Here is a 26,600-nt window from a genome sequence, read left to right on the forward strand (position 1 = left end):
AAGCGATTTTACGAAATTATAATATGCTCTCCGAACACACCTGAAGATAAATGAAGTCCCCAAACAGCACCGCATTGAAGCCCCTTTCAATGCGGTACCTACGGTATTATCTGCCTTTCAGAAGGTTCTATCCGTAAGCATATCAAACCTTCGCCGAGCCTCTTGAGTTAGTTAGCTTCTGATAAAAAAATAACCGCACGCTTTTAGGCAGTGCGGTTATTGAACGCTTTCTTAGATTAATGTGTTTTTTCCACTTGACTGAACTCAAGTTCAACCGGTGTTGCACGACCGAAAATAGAGACGGACACTTTTAAGCGGCCTTTTTCATAATCTACTTCTTCCACCGTGCCGTTAAAGTCTGCAAACGGACCTTCCGTGACGCGAATCTCTTCGCCCGGATGGTATTCGTTACGATGACGCGGTTTATCGGCACTTTGTTCCAAACGATTTAAAATAGCATCCGCTTCACGTTTAGAAATCGGCGCCGGTTTATCCGGGGTACCACCGATGAAGCCCATTACGCGCGGCACGCTTTTCACTAAATGCCATGTATCATCGTTCATTTCCATTTCGACTAACACATAGCCCGGGAAAAATTTGCGCTCGCTTTTACGGCGTTTGCCAGCCACATTTTCAACCACTTCTTCAGTCGGCACTAACACTTCACCAAACTGATCTTCCATTTGGTATTGTTTAATGTATTCACGCAACGTTAGTGCAACACGGCTTTCAAAACCGGAAAACGCTTGTAATACGTACCAACGCTTTTTCGATACGGTTGTTTCTTCAGTCATTTTAGAATCTCAAATCGGTTAGAAAGTTAATAATTGACACGATAATGGAATCTGTCGCCCAGAAAAATAAAGACGCAATAACGGTCACACCCATCACGATAAATGTAGTTTGGCGGGTTTCTTGACGAGTCGGCCATACCACTTTACGGGCTTCGTTACGAGCTTCTTTAAAGAAACTACGCGCTTTACTGCCTTCATTGGTAATCGCTGCAAAAATAAATGCTAATACAAGGGCGACAGCCATCCCAATCACGCGCACGGGCGCAGAAAAATCTTTTTGAAAATAGACATTTCCGATCGCGGCGGCAGCAAATAAAACTACAACCAATACCCAAAGTAACGTATTTAGGCCTTTTGATTTAGCTTCTACCGATTCTTCTGTTTTTTTATTTTTCTCAACAATTTCAGTTGCCATAATTGAATCCGTTTTATTTTAAAAGGGAAGTGGAGGGTAAATTTAAGAACGCGCGATTGTAACACTTTCTTTATGCGTTTCCTATTGAAAAATAGAAAACGCAAAGGAAAATCAAATACTCCGCTTTATAGAAATGTTCACTAAGAACGATAAACTAACTTCGGCGCCTCATTTTCAACGATGGTTGATTCATCCACCACGACTTTTTCAAGATTCTCGATCGACGGCAAATCATACATCGTGTCTAACAGCACGGCTTCCACGATAGAACGAAGCCCACGCGCACCGGTTTTACGTTCAAGCGCCTTTTTCGCCATAGCCTTTAACGCTTCCTGAGTAAATTCTAATTCAACATTTTCCAAGCCGAACAAAGCTTGATATTGTTTAGTAAGCGCATTTTTCGGTTGGGTCAAAATTTGCACCAATGCCTCTTCATCCAATTCGCTTAACGGCGCAATCATCGGCAAACGACCAATAAATTCCGGAATTAAACCAAATTTCATTAAATCGTCCGGTTCCACTTGACGGAATAATTCGGATAAAGATTGCTCTTCTTCGTCTTTTTCCACTTTCGCATCAAAACCGATACCGGTACCAGTTTGCGTACGCTTACCGATAATTTTATCCAAGCCGGCAAACGCTCCGCCGCAAATAAACAGAATTTTTGACGTGTCCACCTTCAACATTTCTTGCTGCGGATGTTTGCGCCCGCCTTGCGGTGGCACGGAAGCCACGGTGCCTTCGATGAGTTTCAGCAACGCTTGTTGTACGCCTTCACCGGATACGTCTCGGGTGATTGAAGCACCTTCCGATTTGCGGCTGATTTTATCGATTTCATCGATGTAAATAATGCCTTGTTCCGCTTTTGCCGTATCGTACTCACAGTTTTGCAATAATTTTTGCAATACGTTCTCCACGTCTTCGCCCACATAACCGGCCTCGGTTAAGGTTGTCGCATCCGCCATGGCGAAAGGTACGTTTAAACGGCGCGCCAACGTTTGTGCCAATAACGTTTTACCGCTACCCGTCGGACCGATTAATAAAATATTGCTTTTCCCCAATTCCACATCATTGCTTTCATGGTTAGTACGTTGGCGTTTGTAATGATTGTACACCGCGACCGACAGCACTTTTTTCGCGTAATCCTGGCCAATTACATAATCATCCAAATGAGCGCGAATCTCATGCGGCGTCGGCAACTTAACATCCTTCTCAGCACCGCATTGACCATCGTCTGCATCATTGGTTTCGGCACTTTCTTCCAGCATTGAATGACAAAGTTCGATACATTCGTTACAAATATAACCGTCGGTACCGGCGATTAATTTATCGACTTCGCTTTTTTCTTTGCCACAAAAAGAACAGTGTAAATCTTTATCTTTGTCTGTCATTTTTTACCCTTAACGTTTAATCAACACGTCATCCACAAGGCCATAGGCTTTAGCTTCTTCGGCTGACATAAAATTGTCGCGATCCGTATCTTTTTCAATGCGTTCCATAGGCTGCCCGGTGTGGAAGGCTAAACGCTCATTTAAGGTGTGTTTAATTTTTAAGATTTCTTGTGCGTGAATTTGAATATCCGATGCCTGACCGCGGAACCCACCCAATGGTTGGTGAATCATTACGCGCGCATGCGGTAACGCCGCACGTTTACCCGCAGTACCGCCCGCCAATAAAAACGCGCCCATGGAACAGGCTTGCCCCACGCAAAGCGTACGAATATCCGGCTTGACAAATTGCATCGTATCGTAAATCGCCATACCCGCCGTGACCGAACCGCCCGGCGAATTGATATAAATATTAATGTCTTTGTTAGGCTCTTCCGATTCCAAAAACAGAAGTTGCGCCACGATTAAGTTTGCCATGTGATCTTCAACTTCACCGGTTAAAAAAATCACGCGTTCTTTTAATAAACGGGAATAAATGTCGTAAGAACGTTCGCCGCGCGAAGTTTGCTCTACGACCATTGGAATTAAACTCATTTTCTCACCTACTACGAATAAAATTGTCGATTATTTTACCTGAAATGATGGGCAAATAAAAATGCGGCCGCTTTTGTTATTGAGCGACCGCACTTTCAATCAAACCGAAATTAGGCTTGCGGATTCATGATCTCATCGAACGAAGACGCTTTTTCGGTAACCTGCGCCTTCGCAAGCACCGCATCCACCGCTTGTTCTTCCAATACTACATTACGAATATTGTTCATTAACTCTTCGTTTTTGCTGTAGTACTCAATAACTTCGGCCGGTTGTTCGTAAGCAGAAGCGATGTCCGCAATCATCGCTTGCACACGCGCTTCGTCAGCTTTCAATTGATGAGATTTAATCACTTCGGAGAACAACAAACCGACTTGAACACGACGTTTGGCCTCAGCTTCAAATAATTCGCGCGGTAATTGCGCTGCTTGTTGTGCGTTACCGCCGAAACGTTGCGCCGCTTGGTTGCGCAACACATCGATTTCTTCTTCAACGGCGGAAGTCGGAACTTCAATCGGGTTTTGTTCAAGCAAACCGTTAATCACTTGTTGTTTCACACGAGAAACCAACGCATTTTTTAATTCGCGTTCCATATTTTTACGAATTTCCGCACGCAAATCCGCTACAGTTTTAGTGTTCGGACCGAATTTCGCCACGAATTCATCGGTTAATTCAGGCAACACCATATTTTCGACTTTTTTCAACGTAATCGCGAATTTTGCTTTTTTACCTTTTAAGTTTTCCGCATGATATGTTTCAGGGAAGGTTACCTCAATATCGAATTGTTCGCCCGCTTTGTGACCAACGATACCATCTTCAAAGCCCGGGATCATACGGCCTTGGCCCATGAATAAAACGAAGTCGGATGCTTTGCCACCTTCAAATTCCGCACCGTCAATTGAACCGCTGAAATCGATGGTTACGCGATCGTCTGCTTTCGCTGCATCATCGGAAACCACCCATGTCGCTTGTTGTTTGCGCAATACGTCGATCATTTTATCGATGTCGGCTTCACTAATTTGAACAGTCGGTTTTTCAACCTTGATGTTTTCTAAACCCTGCAATTGAACGTCCGGATACACTTCAAAAGTGGCGGTGAAAACCAAATCCTTACCCGGTTCGAAGGTTTCGACGGTGAAAGTTGGACGACCTGCAATATTGATCTTCTCTGCGAGCACCGCATTGAAAAAGTGCTGCGGCAATAAATCATTTAACGCGTCTTGACGGATTGATGCGCCGAAACGTTGCTCAATAATGTGAGCCGGTACGTGGCCTTTACGGAAACCGTCAACCCGCACGTTTTTCGCCGCACGTTTAAATTCTTCGCGCGTTGTTTTTTCAACCGTATCAGCCGGAACAGTGATGACCACACGGCGCTCTAAGCCTTGGGTCGTTTCAATATTTAATGACATTTGTAACCTCAAATTAATGTTGTGCTCGGAAAAACTCCCCCCGAACACATTGTTAAAAATAAGTGATAAAAAACTGCCAGATTATAGCGAAATAAAATCCGGCAGTCGATAGAAAGTCGAGAAATCAAACTATAAGCGCTTGTTTTGGCGAATTTATCAACAATTTTTCGGCGCTAAAAAATTTAATTACGATTATCCAACAAGGCTATATGATGTTTGGCTGCGATCCAAGCGCCAACATAGCCCATAATCAAACAGCTCGTCAGCAAGAAAATCAGTTCCCCGACAGTCAAACCATTTAAATCGAACTGCACAGCGAAAATATCCGTCACATACTTCACCGCGGAGGTGAAGTAGCCGATGATAAAGCTGCTGAAAATCGCCGCAACAAACCCGCCGAGTAGTGCATAAATCATACCGGTATAAAGATAAGGACGAAGAATGAACTGATCCGTCGCCCCCAGAAGTTTCATTACATCAATGCCGGCACGACTGCTGTAAACGTCGGAACGAATACTGTTGCCGATGACCAGGAATACCGCAACAGTCATCAGCACCGTGCAGAAAATCGCCACATGCGCCACTAACCACGAAAGTGCCGTCAATTTTTCCATCCAGTCATTGTCCAAACGAACTTCTTGCACGCCTTTGATTTTATTTAAAGCGGCACGTAATTCTTCGCGTTTTTCAGACACATTAAATTCTTTGAGCGGTTTCACCATCACCACCGCAGGCAATGGATTATCGTCCAATACGTCTAATTCTTCGCCAAAACCGGACCAGCTTTTAAATTCCTTCAGACTCTCTTGACGCGACACGTAATGAAGAGATTCCACGCCTTCTTGTTGGCGAATTTTTTCCACCACCAGATTCGCGTCTTCTTCACTCAAATTTTTGTGTAAATAAATCGTCAATTCGCTTTCCGGATAAAATTGTGTGGTCGCCAAATGTAAATTTTTCCACATTAAATAGCTGACCGTCGGAATGGTAAGCGAAACGGCGATCACCAAAATCGTGAGCAATGTACCGAATTTACGTCGCCGTAAATCTTTCCATACCGCACACAGCTGGTAAATCGTTTGCACTAAAAATGAGGCTTCAGTATGTCGACTCATCGTTTTATCCTTAATAACGTAAATAGCCTTGCTCAAGTACCAAGCAAGGTTTCGGTTTTTGGCGAATCAAATCAATATCATGCGTGGCGATTAATACCGTCATCCCCAATCGATTGAATTCTTCAAATAAATTAAAAATCCCCAAAGAAAGCTCGTCATCCAAATTCCCGGTCGGCTCATCCGCCAATAAAAGCTGCGGTTTATGAACAATTGCACGCGCAATATCGACGCGTTGCTGTTCCCCACCGGAAATTTGCGTTGGCAAATAGTGTGCCTTATTCCGTAACCCCACCCGATCTAACGATGCCATAGCACGAGAATGCGCATCTTTAGGATGCATTCCGGCAATAATCAAGGGCAATGCGACATTTTCCAGCGCGCTTCGATCCGTCAATAAACGATAATCTTGATGAACCATACCGATCTGGCGACGCAAAAACGGAATTTCATATTTCGACAAACGGGTAATCTCATGGCCGTTAAACCAAATCTGCCCCGCATTGGCTTTTTCCATTCCCATAATCAATTTCAGCAGCGTACTTTTACCCGCCCCGGAATGACCGACCAAATAAGTCATACTGCCCACCGGCAAATGAAAATTCACCCCTTGCAAGGCCGGTTGCGTCGCACCGTGATAGGCTTTAGAAACATTAGAAAACTTAATCACCGTTTTTCCTTATTCTTCCTGCACGAAAAGCGCATCAATAAATTCTTTCGCGTTAAACTCGCGTAAATCTTCAATTTTCTCGCCCACACCAATATAACGAATCGGCAGTTTGAACTGATCGGCAATGGCAAAAATTACCCCGCCTTTCGCCGTACCGTCTAATTTTGTCAAGGTAATCCCGGTTAACCCGACGGCTTCGTTAAACAACTTGGCTTGACTGATAGCGTTTTGTCCGGTTCCCGCATCCAACGTAAGCATGATCTCGTGCGGTGCGCTTTCATCGTATTTTTTCATCACACGCACAATTTTCTTTAACTCATCCATCAAATTATTTTTATTTTGCAAACGTCCGGCGGTATCGGCAATCAAAATATCGATATTGCGCGCTGCTGCAGATTGCATAGCGTCGAAAATCACCGATGCAGAATCCGCCCCCGTACTTTGCGCCACCACCGGAATGTGATTACGCTCACCCCAAACTTGCAACTGCTCTACCGCCGCCGCACGGAAGGTATCCCCCGCCGCAAGCATCACTGATTTGTCTTCTGCTTGGAATTTGCGCGCAAGCTTGCCGATGGTGGTGGTTTTACCTACACCGTTGACGCCCACCATTAAAATCACATAAGGTTTCTTACTCGAATCAATGATAAGCGGCTGCGCTACCGGCTCAAGAATAGCCGCCATTTCCGCTTTTAATTGTTGATATAAAAGCTCGGCATCCTGCAATTGCTTACGGTCGGCATGTTCGATCAGATTTTTGATAATTTTACTTGTCGTCGGCACGCCGATATCCGCAATTAACAACTGCTCTTCCAATTCTTCAAACAGTTCGTCGTCAATTTTTTTGCCTAAGAAAAAGCTACGAAATCCCGCGCCGATATTTTGTTTGGTTTTGAGTAAACCCTTCACTAAACGACTAAAAAAACCGCCTTCGCTCGGTTTTTCGCGGAGTTCCGGGCTTGTCGTCGGTTGCAATTCGCATTTAATTTCTTCAACAATTTCCGGCTCGATTTCCGTTTCTTCCACGGCGATATTTTGCATCGCTTCAGGCTCAATCACCGCTGCCGGGGGCTTAACGGCCGCCGCAAGCGGCTCCGATGCGGTGCTATTTTCGACTGTCACGGTTTCGATAATGGGCTCGATTTTGGTTTCTTGCTGATTTTTATTACGCCCGAACAAAGACGTCCAAAAACCGCTTTTTTTCTTTTCTTCTGCCATAAAAATTTCTCTTGACGAGGATCCGATAAAAAATGTCGTTTATTCTAGCAAAAAATCGTCTAAACTAAGCACGATTTTCACTAAAAACACCCATCTTTATGAAAAAAACGCAAGTGCAAAACGCTAAAGGCGAAGTGCGCATTATCGCCGGACTTTGGCGCGGGCGAAAATTGCCGGTGTTGAACGCCGAGGGATTGCGCCCCACCGGCGACCGTGTGAAAGAAACATTGTTCAATTGGTTAATGCCTTACATTCATGACGCGCAATGTTTGGACGGCTTTGCCGGCAGCGGTTCGCTCGGTTTTGAAGCACTTTCGCGCCAAGCGAAAAATGTGATTTTTTTGGAGTCGGATCGCGTCGTTGCCAATCGCTTAAAAAAAAATCTGCAAATGCTGAAATGCTCAGCCGAACAAGCGGAAGTCTTCAATCAGAACTGTTTGGATTTTCTCAGCTTGCCGCAAAATCAAGCCCGATTTGACGTGGTATTTCTCGATCCGCCGTTTCATTTCGACTTGGCACAGCGGGCAATTGAATTACTGGCCGGCAATAACTGGCTGCGTCCGAACGCGCTAATTTATGTAGAAACGGAACGCGACAAAATGCTCGTCACGCCTAAAAACTGGACATTATTGAAAGAAAAAAACGCGGGCATGGTGAGTTATCGTTTATACCGGAATTGAGAAAAGTTATGTTAGATATTGTGTTATACGAGCCGGAAATTCCGCAAAACACCGGCAATATTATTCGCCTTTGCGCCAACACCGGCTTTCGTTTGCATTTAATCGAGCCGCTCGGTTTCACTTGGGACGATAAACGCTTACGCCGCTCCGGTTTGGATTACCACGAATTCGCAGAAATCAAACGGCACAAAACCTTTGAAGCCTTTTTAGCAAGTGAAAAACCGAAACGCTTATTTGCGCTCACCACAAAAGGCGGTCCGGCGCACAGCCAAGTAAAATTTGAGCGCGGCGATTATCTGATGTTTGGCCCGGAAACACGCGGTATTCCGATGTCAATTTTAGACAAAATGCCGATGGAACAAAAAATCCGCATTCCGATGACGGCAAACAGCCGCAGTATGAATTTATCTAATTCGGTAGCGGTGACGGTTTATGAGGCTTGGCGGCAGTTAGGCTATGAAGGCGCGGTGAATTTGCCCGAAATGAAATAACAACGAAATAACGACAAAATAACAACATGCGCCTCACATTTTGTAATGACACACCGATGTGCCAAACCGAAATTGAACACGTAAAATAGCACCGCATTGGAGCCGGTTCCAATGCGGTGCTATTTTGGCATCACACTTATGCTTCGACTAAGCTTCTTCCACAAAGCCTAATGCGGTTTCCACCACCTCGATCCCGGCGCCTTGCTTGAAGGCATTTTCGCTTAAATAGCGACGCCATTGGCGCGCACCTCTGCAATTTTGGAAAGCACCAAGCATATGGCGCACGATATGGTTAAGATAAACACCTTGGACGAGTTGCTGCTCAATATAGGGCAACATCGCGAGCACCGCATCGCGTGGTGTAACAATCGGCGCATCCTCAGCAAACAAGGCACGATCGATACTGCCAAGCAAACTCGGATTTTGATAAGCCGCGCGTCCCACCATCACGCCGTCAACAAATTGCAAGTGGCGTTTCATTTCCTCGACAGTTTTAATTCCGCCGTTAATGACAATCTTAAGGTGCGGAAAATCGCGTTTTAATTGATAAACGCGTTCGTAATCCAACGGCGGAATTTCGCGATTTTCTTTCGGGCTTAAACCAGAAAGCCAAGCTTTGCGCGCGTGAATGATAAATTCGTGGCAACCTTTGCCTTGCACTTTTTCGATGAAATCGCACAAAAATTCGTAACTATCAAGATCATCAATGCCAATGCGGGTTTTCACCGTCACCGGTATATCAACTGCACTTTGCATTTGTTCGACGCATTGCGCCACTAAGTCCGCCTTCGCCATTAAACAGGCGCCGAACACGCCGTTTTGTACGCGATCGGACGGGCATCCTACATTCAAATTGATTTCCCGATAACCACGTTGCGCAGCCAGTTCGGCACAATATTTCAGTTGCGCCGGATCGCTGCCGCCCAACTGCAAAGCCAATGGATCTTCGCGCGCATCAAAATCCAAGTGATCGTACTTCGCGTGAATAATCGCCAGTGCAGTCACCATTTCCGTATAAAGTAACGCGTGCTTGCTAAATTGACGATGAAAATAACGGCAATGGCGCGTTGTCCAGTCGAGCATCGGCGCGACGGAAAAACGTCCGCGATAAAAGTGCGGTTGATTTTGGAGCATGTTTATTTCTCTTGCTTGGCGCGAACTTGATCTTGCGCTTGTAGTTTTTGCATGCGCGGACGGAAACATCCCGCTGCGAAATGATTAAAAGGTTTCGGGCTAAATCGGCGCGAGATTATGGAGGCAATAATGCCGGAAAGCAAGGATCAAATCAGCTGCGGCCGAACGCCAAGCCGATATCGGCGAGTTTGGCCCCTCAGGAAAATAACGCCGCCAATGCGGTGCTCAACACGAGGCTGGCAAAATCTAAGGTTTTGCGCGAAATACGATAAGTTTGGCGGAGTTTTTTCTGATAAAAATCACGCATCCAAAGACGCATCGTTCCTAATCTAGGCATGATAATAGAGAAGATATTTTTTGCCTTAAGCAAAGCATAGAACTCGAGGTGGTATGAGCAATGCAGAACAAACTGCATTTTTGCTCCTGTTGGTTTAAAAACATGGATGAATTAAATATGGTAAGAGGCGAGTTGAAGTCCCACGCCACCCCTCACCTCAAAATGAGGAACGGTGCAACGCCATAACCGATAGCCACTATAGAAGAATAGAAGATCAAACAAGATCTACGCATACTCTTCATACCGGTTAAGGTTTCAAACTCTACAATCTGCGACGCCCCGTACTGAGCAGTACGGACTTAATCAAGCGTGAGATTAAGTTTCATCGCGAGCAGAGCAAGCTGTCGCACCGAGCCGAAAACGGATAAAACTTGATATTCTTATTCGTTTCGGTTTAGGAAAGGTAGGACAACAACCCGCCAAACGCTGTAATAACAATCTGAACGGCTTATTGGGGAAACGGATTAAACGCTTAGAAAGCGAATCTACAACACGAATGAGGAGACAGGAACGACAATACAAATCCTATGTCTACGAACATTTATTTGATCCTTTCAAACATCAGCTCGAAATTTGTCATCACCCCGAATGAAATCTTGTGGACATCTTAATTTTTTTCGGCGAGAAAAACTTTGATGTAGTTCACAGAAATGAGGAAAAGTTCGCTCAAACAGCAAAATTTGTATTGCAAAAGCATCAGCCCCCAACGCCGCTCTTAAGTTTCAAGCAAAATTAATGGGGTAAGTAAACCGTTACCAATAATCCGTGTTCGAATGCGGTGCTATCTTGTAACTCCATCGTCCCGCCGTAATTTTTTACGATTTCCGCTGCAATCGCTAAGCCCAAACCGGAACCTTGTTGTTGTGTGCCGAGTATGCGGTAAAACGGTTCGAGTACCGCGCGTTTACAGCACTTTTTATCCTGTTATAATGCGGCGGCTTCCAAGCGGAAGCATTATGGCGGTGAAACGCCGTTATGCGCTCGAAACGTTTAAACCGTTCGTCGGAAAAATTTTTGTTTACGGAGTCATTATGAAAAAATCGTTTTTTACCCTTTTATTGCTATTAGCTTTCGGCCTGTTATCCGCTTGCGATAAAAGCCAAGAAGCCGCCTCGGCCCCTTCCGCGCCGGAAGAAAGCACGCTGGCTAAAATGGAAAAAGCCTATGACAAAGGTTATTGGGAAGGATTTAAAAAAGAATTCCGCAGTTCATTTGTTCAAAGTTGCTTAAGTGCATTTCCATCGGCGACCAAAGAAGCACAAGAAATATGCGATTGTGCCGCCGACAAATCCGTATCCGTTCTTAAAGAAGAGGATATCCCTAAACTGGAAAAAGACGATCCGGAATTACTTGAACGATTGCAACAGGCATCGGCAAGCTGTATGTCGCCGCAATAACTTTGCTCTTGCAATAAACTCGCGGGAGCCTTCAAATTAGCACCGCATTGATGCGCTACAAGGACTTTTAAAAAGCCGCCACCACTCGTCAAACTCTCTCATGATCGTATTTAACAATCTCAGCCTAAAACGTGCCCAAACCGAGCTGCTCGAAAACGCTAACGCCACCATTAACCCGAAACAAAAAGTTGGCTTGGTGGGTAAAAACGGTTGCGGTAAATCATCGCTTTTTGCGTTATTAAAAAAACAACTGCAGCCGGAAAGCGGCGAAGTAACGTACCCGTCCAACTGGGCGCTGTCTTGGGTTAATCAGGAAACACCGGCATTGGAAATTTCCGCGCTGGATTATGTAATTCAAGGAGATCGCGAATATTGCCGTTTGCAAGCCGAACTGGCACAAGCCAACAAACGCAATGACGGCAATGCCATTGCACGCATTCACGATAGGCTTGATACGATTAATGCCTGGACGATTCAATCACGCGCAGAAACCCTTTTACACGGTTTGGGTTTTACTCAAGCGGAAACCGCACAGGCGGTAAAATCCTTCTCGGGCGGCTGGCGAATGCGGTTAAATTTGGCGCAAGCGTTGCTTTGTCCGTCGGATTTATTGTTGCTGGACGAACCGACCAACCACTTGGATTTAGACGCAGTGATTTGGCTAGAACGCTGGTTAATCAATTATCAAGGCACGCTGGTGCTGATTTCACACGATCGCGATTTTCTTGATCCCATCGTAAATAAAATTCTGCATATCGAACACCAAAAACTAAACGAATACACCGGCGATTACTCTTCCTTTGAAACGCAACGCGCAACTAAATTAGCGCAACAAGCGGCAATGTATCGTCAGCAGCAACAAAAAATTGCCCATTTACAAAGTTATATTGATCGCTTTAAAGCCAAAGCGACTAAGGCGAAACAGGCGCAAAGTCGGGTAAAAGCTTTGGAGCGCATGGAGCTTATCGCGCCCGCTTATGCGGATAATCCGTTCACCTTTGCATTTCGCCCGCCGGCATCCTTACCCAATCCACTGATGATGCTTGAACAAGCGAGCGCGGGTTATGGAACAAAGGAAAGTGCGGTCGAAATTTTGAGTAAAATTAAGCTCAATCTCGTACCGGGTTCGCGCATTGGTTTACTCGGCAAAAACGGCGCAGGGAAATCCACGCTGATTAAACTTTTAGCCGGAGAACTCACCGCCTTGTCAGGCAAAGTTCAGCTTGCAAAAGGCGTACAGCTTGGCTATTTCGCGCAACATCAGTTAGATACCTTGCGCGCGGAAGAATCGGCGCTTTGGCATATGCAAAAACTTGCGCCGGAACAAACGGAGCAACAAGTACGGGATTATCTCGGCAGTTTTGCCTTCCACGGCGATAAAGTAAATCAACCGGTAAAATCCTTTTCGGGCGGCGAAAAAGCACGTTTGGTTTTAGCGTTAATTGTCTGGCAACGCCCGAATTTGCTGCTTCTTGACGAACCGACCAACCACTTGGATTTGGATATGCGTCAGGCCTTAACGGAAGCCTTAGTGGATTACGAAGGCTCGCTTGTGGTGGTTTCACACGATCGTCATTTGTTACGCAATACCGTGGAAGCATTTTATTTGGTTCACGACAAGCAAGTGGAAGAATTTAAAGGCGATTTAGACGATTATCAAAAATGGCTGACAGAGCAAAATAGTCAATCGACAACAAAATCCGCCGAAGAAAAAGCAGATACAGAAAATGCCAATTCCAGCCAGAATCGTAAGGAACAAAAACGCCGCGAAGCGGAATTACGCCAACAAACCGCGCCGTTGCGCAAAAAAATCTTGCAGTTGGAAGAGAAAATGAACAACGTCTCCGAACAGCTTGCAGAAATTGAAAACAGCCTTGCAGATTCGGAACTTTACAATGCAGAAAATAAAGAAAAATTGACCGTACTTTTAGCACAGCAAGTGGACGCGAAGAAGGCATTGGAAAAGTTGGAAGTGGATTGGCTGGAAGCGCAAGAGGCGCTAGAAGCAATGTTAGTATAGCGGGAGTAATGATGACAAAATCCCTGTTTCATCACACCAAACGCGAAGAACATTGCCCTCAATGCGGTGCTATTTTGCAGATCAAAAATGGCAAAAAAGGACTGTTTTTAGGCTGTTCGGCGTATCCTGAATGTGATTATTTACGTCCGTTGCAACGCGCAGAGCACAAGGTGTTAAAAGAACTCGACGAGCACTGCCCCCAATGCGGTGCTATTTTGCAACTCAAACAAGGCGCATTCGGCATGTTTATCGGTTGCAGCGCCTATCCAACTTGTAATTTCGTGGTGCACGAAAAACCGCAAACAGAAGTATCGATTCCTTGCCCGGCCTGTCAAACAGGGCATTTAGTCGCGCGCCGCGGGCGGCAAGGCAAAGCCTTTTATGGTTGCACCCGCTTTCCCCACTGCAAATTTTCCTTGCCGGCAAAACCCTATCAAATGACCTGTCCGGTATGCAATTTTCCGCTTGCCTTATTAAAAAGTGAAAACGAGGAACATCAAATCATGCAATGCGCGAACAAAACTTGTCGTCATATTTTTGAGGGTTTGTAATGAATTTACAACAAATCGCCGCACTTTTACGCCAAGATCAAGTCGTTGCTTATCCCACTGAAGCAGTCTTCGGTTTAGGTTGTAATCCGTTAAGCGAAAATGCGGTTAAAAAATTGCTTAATATAAAACGACGTCCGATAGAAAAAGGGCTGATTTTGGTCGCACCGCATTGGGATTTTTTACGTCCTTTTATAGCTTTTGAACAACTCAACGCAGAACAACTTTCACGTTTGCAACAAAAATACGACCGCCCAACCACCTGGGTTGTACCGGCAAAATCAGATACGCCTCATTTTCTTACGGGCAAGTTTGATACCATTGCCGTACGTTTATGCGATCATCCTTCAGTGAACGCGTTATGTCAGGCGTGCGGTTTTGCACTCACTTCCACCAGCGCAAATTTAACGGGCGACGCTCCCTGTAAAACGGCGGACGAAGTGCGGTTACAATTTGGTGAGCATTTTCCGGTGCTTGATGAATCGGTAGGTGACGCGCAAAATCCGTCGGAAATTCGCGATTTACTGACCAACCGACTTTTTAGACAAGGATAATTTATGGCCGATTATGTCGATCAATATGCCGTGTGGGGCAACCCGATTGCACAAAGCAAGTCGCCGCTGATTCAAAGCAAATTTGCCGAACAAACGAAACAAAAGATGGAATATGCGGCGAAATTAGGCGATCTTGAAACGTTCGAGCAACAACTTATCGAGTTCTTTGCAGCCGGCGCCAAAGGCTGCAATATTACCGCCCCCTTTAAAGAACGTGCATTTCGACTCGCCGATGAATCAAGCGAACGCGCAAAACTTGCTGCGGCTTGCAATACCTTGAAGAAACGGGATGACGGCCGACTGTATGCAGATAACACTGACGGCATCGGTTTGGTCACGGATTTGGAACGCTTGAACTGGATTCGCCCACATCAACGCATTTTAATACTCGGCGCAGGCGGCGCGGCCAGAGGCGTATTATTGCCGTTATTGCAAGCCGGGCAACAAATCGTATTGGCGAACCGCACGTTGGAAAAAGCGCAAGCCTTAGTCGAAAAATTTAAGCGTTACGGCGAAATTCAAGCGGTGGCGATGACAGCCGTGCCGGCGCAATCTTATGATTTGATCATTAACGCCACCTCCGCGGGACTGCGTGGGAGCACCGCATCGGTGGCTTCTGACACGCTCAAACTCGGCAACGCCTTTTACGATATGCAATACGCAAAAAGCGCCGACACGCCGTTCATCGCCCATTGCAAAAGTTTGGGACTCTCCAATCTGAGCAACGGCTTTGGCATGCTGGTGGCGCAGGCTGCGCATTCCTTTTATTTATGGCGCGGCATAATGCCGAACTTTATGGCGGTTTATCAACAACTGAAAAAGGACATGGCATGACAAGATGCGCATGGGCGGGCGATTCGCCAATTTATATCGATTATCATGACAACGAATGGGGCAAGCCTCAATTTGACAGCCAAAAGCTGTTCGAAAAAATTTGTTTGGAAGGACAACAGGCGGGGCTTTCGTGGATTACCGTACTGAAAAAACGCGACGCTTACCGCGCGGCGTTTCATGATTTTGAGCCGAAAAACGTGGCAAAAATGACCGCCTCGGATATTGACGAACTTATGCAGAATGCCGGATTGATTCGCCATCGCGCCAAATTGGAGGCGATTGTGAAAAATGCCAACGCGTTTTTAGAAATGGAAAAACGTGGTGAAAATTTCAGCGATTTTATTTGGTCTTTTGTCAATCATCGACCGATTATCAACGATGTGCCGGATTTATCTGTTGTGCCGGCCAAAACCGAGATTTCCAAAGCCATGTCAAAAGCGCTGAAAAAACGCGGTTTTGTGTTCGTAGGAAAAACGACTTGTTATGCGTTTATGCAGGCCATGGGGCTGGTCAACGACCATATAAATGGCTGTTGTTGCAAATGATATTCCAGTATAATCGGCGCCAATTTGGTTAATGAAAAGCTCTGAATTATGAATAAAAAATATACTTTCGTTTCCCTTTCGATGCTGGCCGCACTTTACAGCCAAACGAGCTCGGCGGATTTACGCGCGCAATGCTTGACGGGCGTGCCGAAATTTAGCGGTGAAGCGGTGCGGGGCGATCCGAATATGTTGCCGGTTTATATCGCCGCGGATGAAGCAGAAATTAATCAGCCGCACAGCGCCCTTTACAAAGGCAATGCGGATTTAAAACAAGGCAATCGCCATTTAATCGCCGATTCCGTGGAAGTGAAACAAACGAATGTTCCACAGAGCACCGCATTGAAACGCCTTGCTTACGTGCGTGGCGGATTTGATTATAAAGATGAGCAAATCCAGATGCGTGGGCAAAGCGCCGATTTTGATTTAGATTCGAAAGACGGCAACATCCGTGAAGCAAATTATCAATTAGTTGGTCGCCAAGGGCGCGGTGAAGCCCAAGACATTGCGTTACGTAACAACACGCGGGTCATGAAAAATGCGACCTTTACGTCTTGTTTATCGGGCGATAATGCGTGGGCAGTGGACGCGGCCGAAATAATCCAACATATTCAGGAAGAATACGCGGAAATGTGGCACGCGCGCTTTAAAGTGCTCAATGTACCGGTTTTTTATACGCCTTACTTGCAATTACCTATCGGTGATCGCCGCCGTTCCGGTTTATTAATCCCGAGCGCCGGGACGTCTAGCCGCGATGGTTATTGGTATGCCCAACCAATTTATTGGAATATCGCACCAAATTACGACGCCACATTCACGCCGAAGTATATGTCACATCGCGGTTGGCAGTTAAACAGCGAGTTCCGTTATTTAACGTCCGTCGGAAAAGGTAAAATCGCCGCTGAATATTTAGGCCACGATCGTTACGACGAATATTATAATGATAACCGCAAACGCCATTTATTTTACTGGAATCACAGTTCCGCCTTCTTAAAAAACTGGCGTTTAAACGTCAATTACACGCGCGTCAGCGATAAACGCTATTTCACCGATTTCGATTCTAACTACGGTGATAGCACCGACGGTTACGCCAACCAATATGCGCGCGTTGCTTATTATCAACCGAATTACAATTTCGCCGTTTCCGTGCGCCAATTCCAAATTTTTGACGAAGTCGATATTGGCCCTTATCGCGCCTTGCCACAAATCGATTTTAATTATTACCAAAACGATTTGGCGAACGGCTGGCTGGATTTCAAACTTTTCTCACAAGCGGTGCGCTTCGACAATGACAGCGCATTAATGCCGACGGCCTGGCGTTTCCACATCGAACCGAGTTTAGCCAGTTCCATGTCGAATAAATACGGCAGTTTGAATATCGAAAGCAAACTTTACGCCACCCATTACCAACAGAAAAAAGGCAACAGCAGCCGCGCGGAAGACGTGAAAAGCCGCATCAATCGAGTAATTCCGCAATTCAAAGTAGATTTACAAACGGTTCTCGCACGCGATACCACGTTCTTGAAAAATTACACCCAAACCTTTGAGCCGCATATTCAGTATTTGTATCGCCCGTACCGCACACAAAGCGACATTGGTTCAAGCCGCACCAACGATTACTTGGGCTACGGTTACGATTCTGCGCTGGTTCAACAGGATTTCTACTCATTGTTTCGCGATCGCCGTTACAGCGGTTTAGACCGCATCGCCTCCGCAAACCAAGTCACGGTAGGTGGCACTACGCGTTTTTACGATCGCCACGCCAATGAACGTTTTAATCTTTCCGCCGGCCAAATTTATTATTTAAACGCCTCGCGTATTGATAACAATCCGGCCAACAGCACCTCGCGTTCGTCGTCCTCTTGGGCGCTGGAATCCAACTGGAAGTTTAATGATAATTGGCACTGGCACGCCGGCTATCAATACGATACGCAGTTAAAGAAAACTTCACTGGCAAACAGTAGCATTGAATACAATCCGAAAAAAAATAATTTAATTCAATTAAATTATCGTTACGCCAGCCGAGATTATATCGACCAAAATTTAGGCCGTTCGGCGAACGCGTATAACCAGGATATTCAACAGCTTGGCTTGGTTGCGGCTTGGGAAGTGACGGATAACTGGGCACTGGTCGGCAAATATTACCAAGACTTGGCGCTAAAGAAACCGGTGGAACAATATGTCGGCGTACAATATAACAGCTGTTGTTGGGCTATCGGCGTCGGTGCAAGACGTTATGTCACCAGTCATCAAAATCAACGCCAAAATCAAGTGGTTTACGATAACAGCGTCGGCATTACCTTTGAATTGCGCGGCTTAGGCAATAACGACCACCAAAGCGGCATTCAGGAAATGCTCAAAAAGGGTAAATTGCCTTATATCAAAGCGTTCAGCTTGTAAATCATCGCGTTCAAAACGCCGTCGTTCGACGGCGTTTTATTTTTCGGGATTTCAATGCGGTGCTCTGCGACGGGTTCATTTGGCTAATCAGAAACAGAAACAGAAACAAAAACGGCCTTTCAGCCGCTTTCGTTATTATTGTCCTACCAAAATAGCACCGCATTGAAACACCGTTCTACGCCCTTCATTCTAGGCCATTCGTTCAATGCACTGCCGTTATTTGCACAACACCAATTTGGTTTGCACGTTTTGTAAATATTGACTAATCGTAAGCGGTTCTTCGTCAGTGAATAAATATTCTACATCGCTTAATTCGCCTAAACGTACGATAGCCTGGCGGGTAAATTTGGAATGGTCGGTGACCAACAAGGTTTGCCGCGAGCTCTCGATAATCGCGCGTTTTACTTGCACCTCGTGGTAATCGTAATCCAGTAGCGAGCCGTCAGCATCAATGGCGCTAATGCCGAGAATACCGAAATCCAAACGGAACTGAGAAATAAAATTCACCGTTGCTTCACCAATAATACCGCCATCCATACGCAACGATCCACCCGCCATCGTAATGTCAAAACTTTCATTTTGACGCAACAAATGGGCGGCATTAAGGTTATTGGTAACAATGCGTAAACGTTCGTGATTAAGCAATGCATTCGCCACGGCTTCCGGCGTAGTGCCGATGTCGATAAATAAGGAAGCACCGTTCGGAATAAATTTCACCACCTCTTGTGCAATGCGGTTTTTTTGCGAAGAGAAAAATTGTTTGCGATGGATATAATCGGAATTTTCCGCCGAAGAAGGCGAAGCCGCGCCGCCATGATGACGGCGGATCAAATCCAGTTCCGCCAGAATATTCAAATCCCGACGAACGGTTGGCGGGCTGACTTCCAATCGGCTAACCAAATCTTCCGTGCTCAAATAGCCGTATTGATTGACCAGATCGATAATTTTTTGATGACGAAGAGATTGTTTCATCTAGGCATTCTCCATGAATAGCGGCCTACTCTACCCGATCGGAGCGAATTTGGCTATCGATAAATCCCCACGTAAGCCCAACCGCCAAGCCTGCAATATGCGCCGCATTGCCAATATAAATATCAAAAAACGGACTCACAAAACCGAATGCTAATCCCGCCAATAACATCGTAAAAAAGCCTTTAGGCAAATCAAAAATATTATTCTGTAGTTTGTCCAACACGAACGCATAACCCAACACCGCATATACCACGCCGGACAGCCCGAAAAAATCCGGACCGGAGAAATAATTTTGCACGACGCCGCTCACTGTTGCGGACACCAGAAAAATCAAACACAGCTTAAGTCCACCGAAATAACGCTCAATCAACCCGCCGAATAACCAAAACCACGCTAAATTCGCCACAATATGCACGTTTGACAAATGAACCAGCGAGTGCGTCACATAACGCCAAAGCTGCCAATCTTGAAAATCAAGCGGATAATGAAAAGCCTGCATAATCGGTGCTTCAAAGCCGATTTGTTGCAGTAAGTAAACTGCTGCGCAAAGCGCGGTAATGATGTGTAAAGGCGTAAAATAACGCGATAAATCTATTCTTTGCATAAGCGTCTCTAAAAAATCTCCAACCGAGAAAACATCGAAAGATTATTGCAAATCCGCCAACGTATTAAAATTCACAAAACGCCCCTCATTTTCGGTAAATCTCACCGCAACCCCACCGTTTTCACGCATAAATTGCAACAAGCGACGTTCGCCGGAAGCAAGATAATCGCGCAATTTGTCTTTCAGCAACACGGACATCAAACAAAATGTCGGATGCTCGCGTTCTTCATCGCATGCATAGGCGAGCAACGCACGTTCGGTTTTCACGGCGTGTTTTAATTTGACGAGCAAATTTTCTGGAAAGAACGGGCTGTCGCACGGCGTGAACAGCACAAAATCCGTGGTTGCGCGCGTCAATGCGGTGCTCATACCGCTTAGTGGTCCTTGAAAATCGGACAATTCATCGGCAAACACCGGCAAACCGAACCGGGCATATTCCGTTTGGTTGCGATTAGCATTAATGGCAATCTCACCGACTTGCGGACGTAAACGCTCAATAACGCGGACAATTAATGGCTTACCGTGCAAAAGTTGTAGCCCTTTGTCGCAGCCGCCCATGCGGCGCGCCTTGCCGCCTGCCAAAATAACTGCACTTATTGTGATTGCCATATTTTATTCCGTCAGCGTTTGAAGTAAGATGACGCTATTTTTTACGATTCAAAAGGAAATAGCAATGAAATGTAAGCGTTTGAACGAGGTATTAGAACTTTTACAGCCTTATTGGGCTGAAGCGCCCGATTTAAATCTGCTGCAAATTTTGCAAAAAATCGCCGATGAAGCGGGTTTCAATAAACCGCTGGCGGAATTAAGCGATGAAGTGATTATTTATCAATTGAAAATGCGCGGTACCGACAAATACGAACCGATTCCCGGCATTAAAAAAGATTACGAAGAAGATTTTAAAAGCGCGCTTTTAAGAGCGCGCGGTATCATTAAATAAAACAAGGAAAGCAAAATGAAAAAAATATTATTCGCCTTAGGTTTAAGCGCAACAACTTTAATATCGGCCAACGCGTTCGCAGCCAATTTGCAAGAAGGCAAACAATACATTCAAGTAAGCCAACAAGCGGCACCGCAAAAAGAAGTGATTGAATTTTTCTCGTTCTACTGCCCGCATTGTTATTCCTTTGAAATGGAATACAAAATTCCGCAGCAAGTGAAAAACAGCTTGCCGGAAGGTGTGGCGTTTAAGCAATATCACGTGAATTTTTTAGGCCGCCAATCAGAAAACCTGACTCGCGCTTGGGCCTTGGCGATGGCATTAGGCGCAGAAAGCAAAGTGAAGGCGCCGTTATTTGAAGCCGCGCAAAAAGACGCGTTGCGCTCGATGGACGACATCCGCGCGATTTTCTTGGATAACGGTGTCACCGCCGAACAATTCGACGGCGGCATTAACAGTTTCGCAGTAAATGGCTTGGTAAATAAACAAGTGAACGCGGCGGATCAATTCGGTGTGCGCGGCGTACCTGATTTTTACGTGAACGGCAAATTCCGCGTGAATCCCGAAGGATTGAATTACGACGATTTCGTTAAGGATTACGTGGAAACCGTAAAAGGTTTATTGCAAAAATAACGAAAAATTGGTTTAATGCCAGCCCATTTTGCACATGAAAAAAGAGAGAAGATTATGGCTGCAAGTTTTAGCGTAACCCGTCGTTTTTTTGACGACAAAAATTATCCGCGCGGATTTTCGCGTCATGGCGATTACACGATTAAAGAATCGCAAGTGCTTGAACAATACGGCCAAGCCTTCAAAGCGTTAGACTTGGGTGAGCGCAAACCGGCGACAAAAGAAGAAAAAGCGTTTGTCGCTTTTTGTCGCGGCGAACGTGCGGCCGAAACCTTCTTTGAAAAAACCTGGCACAAATACCGCACCCACATCAGTGCGAGCAAACGTCTTTACACCTTATCGGGCGATGTAAGTGACGCGGCAGGCGGCGAAGATTATTCCGGCGAATAAGACAAACAAATGAGGCAGGCTAAAGCCTGCCTTTTGTTTTGGCTGCGGCGGGATCCCGAATGAGCACCGCATTGGAAACACGCGATGAGCGGTTTCAATGCGGTGCTGAAAACACACTTCGCGATATGCGTTTTGCCGCAAGCGCATTGATGCTCGTATTAATATGCCAAAGCGGCTCAAGTTAGACAAGAATATCAATATTTACCGTTCAAATATCATTTCAATGCAACTACCCATATCCCGATACAGCGAACTACTGCAAAAAAAATACGAAAAACTGACCGCACTTTTGCGCCCGTTTAACGCCCCGGAAATTCAAGTTTTCGCCTCTCCGCCCAGCCATTATCGGATGCGGGCAGAATTTCGCATTTGGCACGAACAAGGCGATTTTTATCACATTATGTTTGATCAAACGACCAAACAACGCTATCGCATTGATGAATTTCCGATTGCCGGCGAACTCATCAATCGCATGATGAAAAGCTTACCCGCGTTATTAAAAGAACAAGAAGTGCTGCACCAAAAATTATTCCAAATTGATTATCTCAGCACCTTGAGCAATCAAATCATCGTCAGCCTGTTGTATCACAAGCCGCTTTTAGACGAATGGCAACGGGCGGCAAAAAATTTAAAAGAAAAGTTAACCGCACTTGGTTTTAACCTGCAGATTATCGGTCGCGCCAGTAAACAAAAAATCTGTTTGGAACGCGATTATGCGGACGAAATTTTGTCGGTAGCCGGACGTAATTATGTCTATCGCCAAGTGGAAAACAGCTTCACTCAGCCAAACGCGGTGGTAAACTGCAAAATGTTGGAATGGGCAATTGATTGCACGAAAAACAGTGAAGGCGATTTACTCGAACTTTATTGCGGCAACGGCAATTTTTCCATTGCGCTGGCACAAAATTTCCGCAAAGTTTTGGCAACGGAAATCGCCAAACCGTCGGTGGCAGCCGCGCAATTTAATATCGTGAAAAACGGCGTGGAAAATTTGCAAATCATTCGAATGTCGGCGGAAGAATTCACTCAAGCGATAAACGGCGTGCGTGAATTTAATCGTTTAAAAGGCATTGATTTGAAATCTTACGAGTGCAATACAATTTTTGTGGATCCACCGCGCGCAGGGCTCGATTCGGAAACGGTAAAATTAGTACGAAATTACGATCGCATTTTGTACATTTCTTGCAATCCGCGCACATTGTGCGACAACTTGGTTGAACTGTCGAAAACGCACCGCATTGAAAGGGCGGCATTGTTCGATCAATTCCCTTACACCGATCACATGGAAAGCGGCGTATGGCTAATTCGCAAGTAGGGATTCAATTAATTTCGGAATCCACCGAAAAAACGCTCGCCGAATTAGTCGCACTTTGCGCAGAACAACACATTGTTCACGACGAACAAAGCCCGCTGGCGCTTGTTCAAACGGATCAACGTTTAGAATTGCGCAAACTGGACGAGCCAAAACTCGGCGCAGTTTACGTGGATTTTGTCGGCGGAAGCATGGCGCATCGCCGTAAATTCGGTGGCGGGCGCGGTGAAGCGGTGGCCAAAGCGGTGGGCATTAAAGGCGTAGAATTACCGAGTGTGATTGATGCGACAGCCGGCTTAGGACGCGACGCTTTCGTGTTGGCGGTGCTCGGTTGCCAAGTGCGTTTGGTAGAACGTCATCCGGTAGTGTATTTGCTGTTGCAAGACGGTTTAAATCGCGCTTATCAAAACGCAGAAATCGGCGCGATGTTGCGGCAAAATTTACGCTTATTGAAGGTTCGACAGATTAACGAACTCAATCCGCAAACGGATTGTGCCGATGTGGTGTATCTCGATCCGATGTATCCGCACAAACAAAAATCCGCCTTGGTGAAAAAAGAAATGCGCGTGTTTCAATACTTGGTCGGTGCGGATTCAGATGCGGACAAGCTGCTTTCCCCCGCCTTACAATTAGCCAAAAAACGGGTGGTGGTAAAACGTCCGGGCTATGCGGAATATCTTTGCAAGAAACCGCCGCACTTTAGTCGCGAAACAAAAAATCACCGCTTTGATATCTATATGGGGGAAGCCTAAATGTTACGAGAAAATGCGGTCGTGCTCGACTATGCAAATGGCATTGCCAAAGTGAAATGTCAATCGCAAAGCGCCTGCGGACAATGCGCGGCGAAAAGCGGCTGCGGAGGGAACAGTCTTTCCGAACTCAACGGCAAGCGCGGCGAACATATTTTCAGCGTGGCATCTTTAATGCCGCTACGCGCAGGACAAATCGTCGAAATCGGCTTAGAAGAAAAATCCATGCTGCTTTCCGCCTTGTTGACATATATCGTGCCGCTTGCTGCTTTGTTATTCGCCACCTTATTTTCCGACCGCATCAGCGATAATGAACCGTTGCGTGCGCTCATTATTTTCCTTTTCACCGCGTGTTCTTTTGTATTGGTAAAACGTTACGACAGAAAATTCGCTGCTCGGACTGAATTTAAGCCGGTATTGTTAAGAATACTTTCTTAACAATTTTTACTTTCTTACACTTTCTACAACAGGCAAAACACGATGACTTTTTAGGTCGTTTTATTTAATGATGAACAAACAAATTCCTCTTCTCGGCATCACCGGCTACAGTGGTAGCGGCAAAACCACTTTATTGGAAAAATTAATCCCGGAACTGATTGCGCGCGGACTGCGCGTTTCCGTAATAAAACACAGCCATCACAACGCTCAAGTGGATAAAGAAGGAAAAGACAGCTGGCGGATGAAAGAAGCAGGTTCGGCACAAGTCATTATGGCTTGCGATAAGCGCTGGGCGATGATGACGGAAACGCCAACACCGGTTTCCTTGCATTATCTTGCGACACAATTCGATCCGACACTGACCGACTTGGTTTTAGTCGAAGGCTTTAAACAAGAGCCGATTCCAAAAATTCTTTTACATCGCCAAGGCATAAGCAAACCTTTGCCGGAAATCGATGAAAACGTGTTGGCATTAGCCACTGATTATGCGCTCGAAACCAAATGCACTTTACTGGATATTAACCATATTTCTTCTATTGCCGATTTTATTGAACAATTTCTCGACAATGCAGCCCACACCTGAAACAAAAGACTACCGCGGCTTAGCCCGAGTTGCGGCAATGGCGCTGTTTATGCAAAGCCTGGACGCAACCATTTTGAACACCGCATTGCCGGCCGTTTCGGCGGACTTACACGAATCGCCGGTAGAAATGCAAATGGCGGTCATTGCTTATTCCTTGGCAGTCGCCTTGTTTATTCCGCTCACCGCTTGGGTGGCGGATAAATTCGGTACGCTCAATGTATTTCGTGCAGCGGTGTGCGTTTTCGCCCTTGGTTCGTTATTTTGCGCGCTTTCGACGAGCTTAAACGCATTAGTACTATCGCGCATTCTGCAAGGCGTTGGTGGCGCATTTATGATGCCGGTGGCGAGACTTGCGATTGTGCAGAGCGTGCCGAAAAACCACCTGGTCAATGCATGGAATTTAATGGCAACCGCCGGCTTAATCGGCCCAATCATCGGCCCGATTCTAGGCGGTTGGTTAGTGACTAACGCCTCGTGGCATTGGATTTTCTTGATCAATTTACCGATTAGCATAGCGGGTATGTTCTTTGCCGGCAAAGTGATGCGTAATTTTTTAAATCCAAGCATCGGTAAATTAGATTGGAGCGGTTTTTTACTGTTTGCCCTCGGTCTAAGCGGACTCACTCTCGGGCTGGATTTAATGGGAGAAAGTCGCGGTTATCCCGCTATCGCTTACGGCGCATTGCTGATCGGCACCGCATTACTACTCGGCTACTATCGCTACGCGAAAAAAAACACGTACGCGATTTTGCCCTTATCCTTATTTGATACTCGTACCTTCCGCCTTGGCATTTCCGCCAATTTACTCATTCGTCTGTCGAGCTCCGCCGTACCTTTTTTGTTGCCGTTAATGTTCCAGCTTTCATTTGGTTATAGCGCCGAACTTTCAGGTTGGTTACTGGCACCGATTGCCTTAATGTCGATCATCTTCAAAACCTTTATCGGGCGTATTTTGAACCGTTTCGGCTATAAAAATACATTAATTGCCGCGTCGTTTTTCATGACCGGATCGATTGTCTGCCTGGCATTTTTAGAGCGATCTACGGCGACGGCCTGGATATTATTCAATTTAATGTGGTACGGTGCTTGTATGTCGATGATTTTCACCGCGATTAACACCCTGACGGTGGGCGATTTGTCCCGCGCCCAATCCGGCGCAGGTTCAACGCTGTTAAGCATAGTACAACAAGTAGGCATCGGTTTCGGTATTGCGGTGTCATCCATTATTTTAGCGTTTTATCGCCATCGTCTCGGCAATCAAGAAGGCGCATTACAAACTGCCTTTAGTTATACTTTTCTCACCTCTTCCGCCTTCGCTCTACTATTAATTTGGATTCTATTGCGCTTAAAAAACGGCGACGGAGATAATTTACGTAAAAATAGATAAATTTACCTCTGTCGCTTAACATTAATAAAAAAATCACTTCTAAATCAGCCAATTAACA

The 26,600-nt window shown here is 45.7% G+C and carries 30 protein-coding genes and 1 pseudogene; 17 read left to right on the forward strand and 14 right to left on the reverse strand.

Translation table 11 applies throughout. The features are described from left to right. Positions 1 to 236: 236 nt before the first annotated feature. The 8 genes from nusG to ftsY all read right to left on the reverse strand — a co-directional run bounded on the left by nusG (position 237) and on the right by ftsY (position 7,600). The gene (gene nusG / locus AB3F25_RS08480; RefSeq protein ID WP_373603390.1) at positions 237 to 794 is read right to left on the reverse strand and encodes a transcription termination/antitermination protein NusG; all 558 of its coding nucleotides are present in this window, start codon (positions 792 to 794) and stop codon (positions 237 to 239) included. A 1-nt stretch (position 795) separates the two neighbouring features. After that, positions 796 to 1,209: a preprotein translocase subunit SecE gene (gene secE, locus AB3F25_RS08485; protein WP_373603391.1), complete on the reverse strand. Its 414-nt coding sequence runs from the start codon at positions 1,207 to 1,209 to the stop codon at positions 796 to 798. A 140-nt stretch (positions 1,210 to 1,349) separates the two neighbouring features. Then, entirely contained in the window at positions 1,350 to 2,600 is a 1,251-nt protein-coding gene (clpX, locus tag AB3F25_RS08490) for an ATP-dependent protease ATP-binding subunit ClpX (protein WP_373603392.1), read from the reverse strand. A gap of 9 nt (positions 2,601 to 2,609) precedes the next feature. Continuing rightward, complete coding sequence (gene clpP / locus AB3F25_RS08495) at positions 2,610 to 3,191, reverse strand: ATP-dependent Clp endopeptidase proteolytic subunit ClpP (protein WP_373603393.1); 582 nt, start codon at positions 3,189 to 3,191, stop codon at positions 2,610 to 2,612. A gap of 110 nt (positions 3,192 to 3,301) precedes the next feature. Next, a complete protein-coding gene (gene tig / locus AB3F25_RS08500; protein ID WP_373603394.1) occupies positions 3,302 to 4,600 on the reverse strand; it encodes a trigger factor in 1,299 nt (432 codons plus the stop codon). A gap of 182 nt (positions 4,601 to 4,782) precedes the next feature. Further along, positions 4,783 to 5,715, reverse strand: coding sequence for a permease-like cell division protein FtsX (ftsX, locus tag AB3F25_RS08505; protein WP_373603395.1), 933 nt, complete (start codon positions 5,713 to 5,715; stop codon positions 4,783 to 4,785). 10 nt (positions 5,716 to 5,725) lie between these two features. Beyond that, positions 5,726 to 6,382, reverse strand: coding sequence for a cell division ATP-binding protein FtsE (ftsE, locus tag AB3F25_RS08510; protein ID WP_373603396.1), 657 nt, complete (start codon positions 6,380 to 6,382; stop codon positions 5,726 to 5,728). 9 nt (positions 6,383 to 6,391) lie between these two features. Then, positions 6,392 to 7,600 carry a signal recognition particle-docking protein FtsY gene (ftsY, locus tag AB3F25_RS08515; RefSeq protein ID WP_373603397.1) on the reverse strand — a complete coding sequence of 403 codons (1,209 nt, stop codon included), beginning with the start codon at positions 7,598 to 7,600 and terminating at the stop codon, positions 6,392 to 6,394. Positions 7,601 to 7,698: 98 nt separating this feature from the next. Here ftsY and rsmD point away from each other — a divergent pair, with 98 nt between their 5' ends. Both rsmD and trmL read left to right on the forward strand, forming a co-directional pair. After that, on the forward strand, positions 7,699 to 8,280 hold the full coding sequence (gene rsmD, locus AB3F25_RS08520) for a 16S rRNA (guanine(966)-N(2))-methyltransferase RsmD (protein WP_373603398.1): 582 nt from the start codon (positions 7,699 to 7,701) through the stop codon (positions 8,278 to 8,280). Between the two features lie 8 nt (positions 8,281 to 8,288). After that, positions 8,289 to 8,771 (forward strand): tRNA (uridine(34)/cytosine(34)/5-carboxymethylaminomethyluridine(34)-2'-O)-methyltransferase TrmL, encoded by a 483-nt coding sequence (trmL, locus tag AB3F25_RS08525; protein ID WP_373603399.1) that lies wholly within the window; start codon positions 8,289 to 8,291, stop codon positions 8,769 to 8,771. 147 nt (positions 8,772 to 8,918) lie between these two features. Here the strand turns inward: trmL and dusA are convergent, their stop codons facing one another. The 3 genes and pseudogenes from dusA to AB3F25_RS08540 form a co-directional block, all read right to left on the reverse strand. Further along, positions 8,919 to 9,905 carry a tRNA dihydrouridine(20/20a) synthase DusA gene (gene dusA / locus AB3F25_RS08530; protein ID WP_373603400.1) on the reverse strand — a complete coding sequence of 329 codons (987 nt, stop codon included), beginning with the start codon at positions 9,903 to 9,905 and terminating at the stop codon, positions 8,919 to 8,921. A 196-nt stretch (positions 9,906 to 10,101) separates the two neighbouring features. Continuing rightward, on the reverse strand, positions 10,102 to 10,224 hold the full coding sequence (locus AB3F25_RS08535) for a hypothetical protein (protein ID WP_373603401.1): 123 nt from the start codon (positions 10,222 to 10,224) through the stop codon (positions 10,102 to 10,104). 750 nt (positions 10,225 to 10,974) lie between these two features. Continuing rightward, a pseudogene (locus AB3F25_RS08540) lies at positions 10,975 to 11,127 on the reverse strand (ATP-binding protein); the annotation flags it as partial. 146 nt (positions 11,128 to 11,273) lie between these two features. Here AB3F25_RS08540 and AB3F25_RS08545 point away from each other — a divergent pair. The 7 genes from AB3F25_RS08545 to lptD all read left to right on the forward strand — a co-directional run bounded on the left by AB3F25_RS08545 (position 11,274) and on the right by lptD (position 18,537). Further along, positions 11,274 to 11,639: a hypothetical protein gene (locus AB3F25_RS08545; protein ID WP_373603402.1), complete on the forward strand. Its 366-nt coding sequence runs from the start codon at positions 11,274 to 11,276 to the stop codon at positions 11,637 to 11,639. Between the two features lie 100 nt (positions 11,640 to 11,739). Beyond that, positions 11,740 to 13,659: an ABC transporter ATP-binding protein gene (locus AB3F25_RS08550; protein WP_373603403.1), complete on the forward strand. Its 1,920-nt coding sequence runs from the start codon at positions 11,740 to 11,742 to the stop codon at positions 13,657 to 13,659. Positions 13,660 to 13,670: 11 nt separating this feature from the next. Next, a complete protein-coding gene (locus tag AB3F25_RS08555; RefSeq protein ID WP_373604359.1) occupies positions 13,671 to 14,210 on the forward strand; it encodes a topoisomerase DNA-binding C4 zinc finger domain-containing protein in 540 nt (179 codons plus the stop codon). Continuing rightward, entirely contained in the window at positions 14,210 to 14,761 is a 552-nt protein-coding gene (locus tag AB3F25_RS08560) for a Sua5/YciO/YrdC/YwlC family protein (protein WP_373603404.1), read from the forward strand. The genes AB3F25_RS08555 and AB3F25_RS08560 overlap by 1 nt, the downstream gene beginning before the upstream one ends. Before the next feature lie 3 nt (positions 14,762 to 14,764). Continuing rightward, the gene (gene aroE, locus AB3F25_RS08565; protein WP_373603405.1) at positions 14,765 to 15,595 is read left to right on the forward strand and encodes a shikimate dehydrogenase; all 831 of its coding nucleotides are present in this window, start codon (positions 14,765 to 14,767) and stop codon (positions 15,593 to 15,595) included. Continuing rightward, positions 15,592 to 16,140: a DNA-3-methyladenine glycosylase I gene (locus AB3F25_RS08570; protein ID WP_373603406.1), complete on the forward strand. Its 549-nt coding sequence runs from the start codon at positions 15,592 to 15,594 to the stop codon at positions 16,138 to 16,140. The genes aroE and AB3F25_RS08570 overlap by 4 nt, the downstream gene beginning before the upstream one ends. Before the next feature lie 48 nt (positions 16,141 to 16,188). Next, positions 16,189 to 18,537: an LPS assembly protein LptD gene (lptD, locus tag AB3F25_RS08575; RefSeq protein ID WP_373603407.1), complete on the forward strand. Its 2,349-nt coding sequence runs from the start codon at positions 16,189 to 16,191 to the stop codon at positions 18,535 to 18,537. A 216-nt stretch (positions 18,538 to 18,753) separates the two neighbouring features. Here the strand turns inward: lptD and AB3F25_RS08580 are convergent, their stop codons facing one another. From AB3F25_RS08580 to mobA, 3 genes are read right to left on the reverse strand one after another with little or no spacing between them, the layout of a single operon-like run. Continuing rightward, positions 18,754 to 19,509 carry a DeoR/GlpR family transcriptional regulator gene (locus tag AB3F25_RS08580; protein ID WP_373603408.1) on the reverse strand — a complete coding sequence of 252 codons (756 nt, stop codon included), beginning with the start codon at positions 19,507 to 19,509 and terminating at the stop codon, positions 18,754 to 18,756. A 25-nt stretch (positions 19,510 to 19,534) separates the two neighbouring features. Further along, complete coding sequence (locus AB3F25_RS08585) at positions 19,535 to 20,113, reverse strand: rhomboid family intramembrane serine protease (RefSeq protein ID WP_373603409.1); 579 nt, start codon at positions 20,111 to 20,113, stop codon at positions 19,535 to 19,537. A 42-nt stretch (positions 20,114 to 20,155) separates the two neighbouring features. Next, the gene (gene mobA / locus AB3F25_RS08590; protein WP_373603410.1) at positions 20,156 to 20,722 is read right to left on the reverse strand and encodes a molybdenum cofactor guanylyltransferase MobA; all 567 of its coding nucleotides are present in this window, start codon (positions 20,720 to 20,722) and stop codon (positions 20,156 to 20,158) included. 64 nt (positions 20,723 to 20,786) lie between these two features. Here mobA and AB3F25_RS08595 point away from each other — a divergent pair, with 64 nt between their 5' ends. The 8 genes from AB3F25_RS08595 (at position 20,787) to AB3F25_RS08630 (ending at position 26,542) form a co-directional block, all read left to right on the forward strand. Then, positions 20,787 to 21,053, forward strand: a complete 267-nt coding sequence (locus tag AB3F25_RS08595) for a YihD family protein (RefSeq protein ID WP_373603411.1) — start codon at positions 20,787 to 20,789, stop codon at positions 21,051 to 21,053. Between the two features lie 15 nt (positions 21,054 to 21,068). After that, positions 21,069 to 21,686: a DsbA family protein gene (locus tag AB3F25_RS08600; RefSeq protein ID WP_373603412.1), complete on the forward strand. Its 618-nt coding sequence runs from the start codon at positions 21,069 to 21,071 to the stop codon at positions 21,684 to 21,686. 54 nt (positions 21,687 to 21,740) lie between these two features. Continuing rightward, positions 21,741 to 22,073: a DUF413 domain-containing protein gene (locus tag AB3F25_RS08605; RefSeq protein ID WP_373603413.1), complete on the forward strand. Its 333-nt coding sequence runs from the start codon at positions 21,741 to 21,743 to the stop codon at positions 22,071 to 22,073. Between the two features lie 223 nt (positions 22,074 to 22,296). Next, complete coding sequence (trmA, locus tag AB3F25_RS08610; RefSeq protein ID WP_373603414.1) at positions 22,297 to 23,388, forward strand: tRNA (uridine(54)-C5)-methyltransferase TrmA; 1,092 nt, start codon at positions 22,297 to 22,299, stop codon at positions 23,386 to 23,388. Further along, a complete protein-coding gene (locus tag AB3F25_RS08615; RefSeq protein WP_373603415.1) occupies positions 23,370 to 24,137 on the forward strand; it encodes a class I SAM-dependent methyltransferase in 768 nt (255 codons plus the stop codon). The genes trmA and AB3F25_RS08615 overlap by 19 nt, the downstream gene beginning before the upstream one ends. Continuing rightward, on the forward strand, positions 24,138 to 24,572 hold the full coding sequence (locus AB3F25_RS08620; protein WP_373603416.1) for a SoxR reducing system RseC family protein: 435 nt from the start codon (positions 24,138 to 24,140) through the stop codon (positions 24,570 to 24,572). 70 nt (positions 24,573 to 24,642) lie between these two features. Continuing rightward, positions 24,643 to 25,155: a molybdopterin-guanine dinucleotide biosynthesis protein MobB gene (gene mobB / locus AB3F25_RS08625; RefSeq protein WP_373604360.1), complete on the forward strand. Its 513-nt coding sequence runs from the start codon at positions 24,643 to 24,645 to the stop codon at positions 25,153 to 25,155. Beyond that, a complete protein-coding gene (locus AB3F25_RS08630) occupies positions 25,139 to 26,542 on the forward strand; it encodes an MFS transporter (RefSeq protein ID WP_373603417.1) in 1,404 nt (467 codons plus the stop codon). Before mobB ends, AB3F25_RS08630 begins: the two co-directional genes overlap by 17 nt. Positions 26,543 to 26,600: the final 58 nt, after the last annotated feature.

It is taken from the genome of Aggregatibacter sp. HMT-949 (assembly GCF_041734645.1).
In the GTDB taxonomy this organism is placed as follows: domain Bacteria; phylum Pseudomonadota; class Gammaproteobacteria; order Enterobacterales; family Pasteurellaceae; genus Rodentibacter.

Excerpts from the sequence above, each read along its gene's own strand:
- secE (WP_373603391.1), bottom strand. The coding sequence starts at position 1,209 with ATGGCAACTGAAATTGTTGAGAAAAATAAAAAAACAGAAGAATCGGTA.
- AB3F25_RS08560 (WP_373603404.1), top strand. The coding sequence starts at position 14,210 with ATGAATTTACAACAAATCGCCGCACTTTTACGCCAAGATCAAGTCGTT.
- AB3F25_RS08595 (WP_373603411.1), top strand. The coding sequence starts at position 20,787 with ATGAAATGTAAGCGTTTGAACGAGGTATTAGAACTTTTACAGCCTTAT.
- trmA (WP_373603414.1), top strand. The coding sequence starts at position 22,297 with ATGCAACTACCCATATCCCGATACAGCGAACTACTGCAAAAAAAATAC.
- AB3F25_RS08585 (WP_373603409.1), bottom strand. The coding sequence starts at position 20,113 with ATGCAAAGAATAGATTTATCGCGTTATTTTACGCCTTTACACATCATT.
- rsmD (WP_373603398.1), top strand. The coding sequence starts at position 7,699 with ATGAAAAAAACGCAAGTGCAAAACGCTAAAGGCGAAGTGCGCATTATC.
- AB3F25_RS08620 (WP_373603416.1), top strand. The coding sequence starts at position 24,138 with ATGTTACGAGAAAATGCGGTCGTGCTCGACTATGCAAATGGCATTGCC.
- AB3F25_RS08605 (WP_373603413.1), top strand. The coding sequence starts at position 21,741 with ATGGCTGCAAGTTTTAGCGTAACCCGTCGTTTTTTTGACGACAAAAAT.
- nusG (WP_373603390.1), bottom strand. The coding sequence starts at position 794 with ATGACTGAAGAAACAACCGTATCGAAAAAGCGTTGGTACGTATTACAA.
- ftsX (WP_373603395.1), bottom strand. The coding sequence starts at position 5,715 with ATGAGTCGACATACTGAAGCCTCATTTTTAGTGCAAACGATTTACCAG.
- mobB (WP_373604360.1), top strand. The coding sequence starts at position 24,643 with ATGAACAAACAAATTCCTCTTCTCGGCATCACCGGCTACAGTGGTAGC.
- AB3F25_RS08600 (WP_373603412.1), top strand. The coding sequence starts at position 21,069 with ATGAAAAAAATATTATTCGCCTTAGGTTTAAGCGCAACAACTTTAATA.
- aroE (WP_373603405.1), top strand. The coding sequence starts at position 14,765 with ATGGCCGATTATGTCGATCAATATGCCGTGTGGGGCAACCCGATTGCA.
- AB3F25_RS08630 (WP_373603417.1), top strand. The coding sequence starts at position 25,139 with ATGCAGCCCACACCTGAAACAAAAGACTACCGCGGCTTAGCCCGAGTT.
- AB3F25_RS08545 (WP_373603402.1), top strand. The coding sequence starts at position 11,274 with ATGAAAAAATCGTTTTTTACCCTTTTATTGCTATTAGCTTTCGGCCTG.
- ftsY (WP_373603397.1), bottom strand. The coding sequence starts at position 7,600 with ATGGCAGAAGAAAAGAAAAAAAGCGGTTTTTGGACGTCTTTGTTCGGG.
- AB3F25_RS08580 (WP_373603408.1), bottom strand. The coding sequence starts at position 19,509 with ATGAAACAATCTCTTCGTCATCAAAAAATTATCGATCTGGTCAATCAA.
- AB3F25_RS08535 (WP_373603401.1), bottom strand. The coding sequence starts at position 10,224 with ATGCGTCTTTGGATGCGTGATTTTTATCAGAAAAAACTCCGCCAAACT.
- dusA (WP_373603400.1), bottom strand. The coding sequence starts at position 9,905 with ATGCTCCAAAATCAACCGCACTTTTATCGCGGACGTTTTTCCGTCGCG.
- trmL (WP_373603399.1), top strand. The coding sequence starts at position 8,289 with ATGTTAGATATTGTGTTATACGAGCCGGAAATTCCGCAAAACACCGGC.
- mobA (WP_373603410.1), bottom strand. The coding sequence starts at position 20,722 with ATGGCAATCACAATAAGTGCAGTTATTTTGGCAGGCGGCAAGGCGCGC.
- AB3F25_RS08615 (WP_373603415.1), top strand. The coding sequence starts at position 23,370 with ATGGCTAATTCGCAAGTAGGGATTCAATTAATTTCGGAATCCACCGAA.
- clpP (WP_373603393.1), bottom strand. The coding sequence starts at position 3,191 with ATGAGTTTAATTCCAATGGTCGTAGAGCAAACTTCGCGCGGCGAACGT.
- AB3F25_RS08555 (WP_373604359.1), top strand. The coding sequence starts at position 13,671 with ATGACAAAATCCCTGTTTCATCACACCAAACGCGAAGAACATTGCCCT.
- AB3F25_RS08570 (WP_373603406.1), top strand. The coding sequence starts at position 15,592 with ATGACAAGATGCGCATGGGCGGGCGATTCGCCAATTTATATCGATTAT.
- lptD (WP_373603407.1), top strand. The coding sequence starts at position 16,189 with ATGAATAAAAAATATACTTTCGTTTCCCTTTCGATGCTGGCCGCACTT.
- tig (WP_373603394.1), bottom strand. The coding sequence starts at position 4,600 with ATGTCATTAAATATTGAAACGACCCAAGGCTTAGAGCGCCGTGTGGTC.
- AB3F25_RS08550 (WP_373603403.1), top strand. The coding sequence starts at position 11,740 with ATGATCGTATTTAACAATCTCAGCCTAAAACGTGCCCAAACCGAGCTG.
- clpX (WP_373603392.1), bottom strand. The coding sequence starts at position 2,600 with ATGACAGACAAAGATAAAGATTTACACTGTTCTTTTTGTGGCAAAGAA.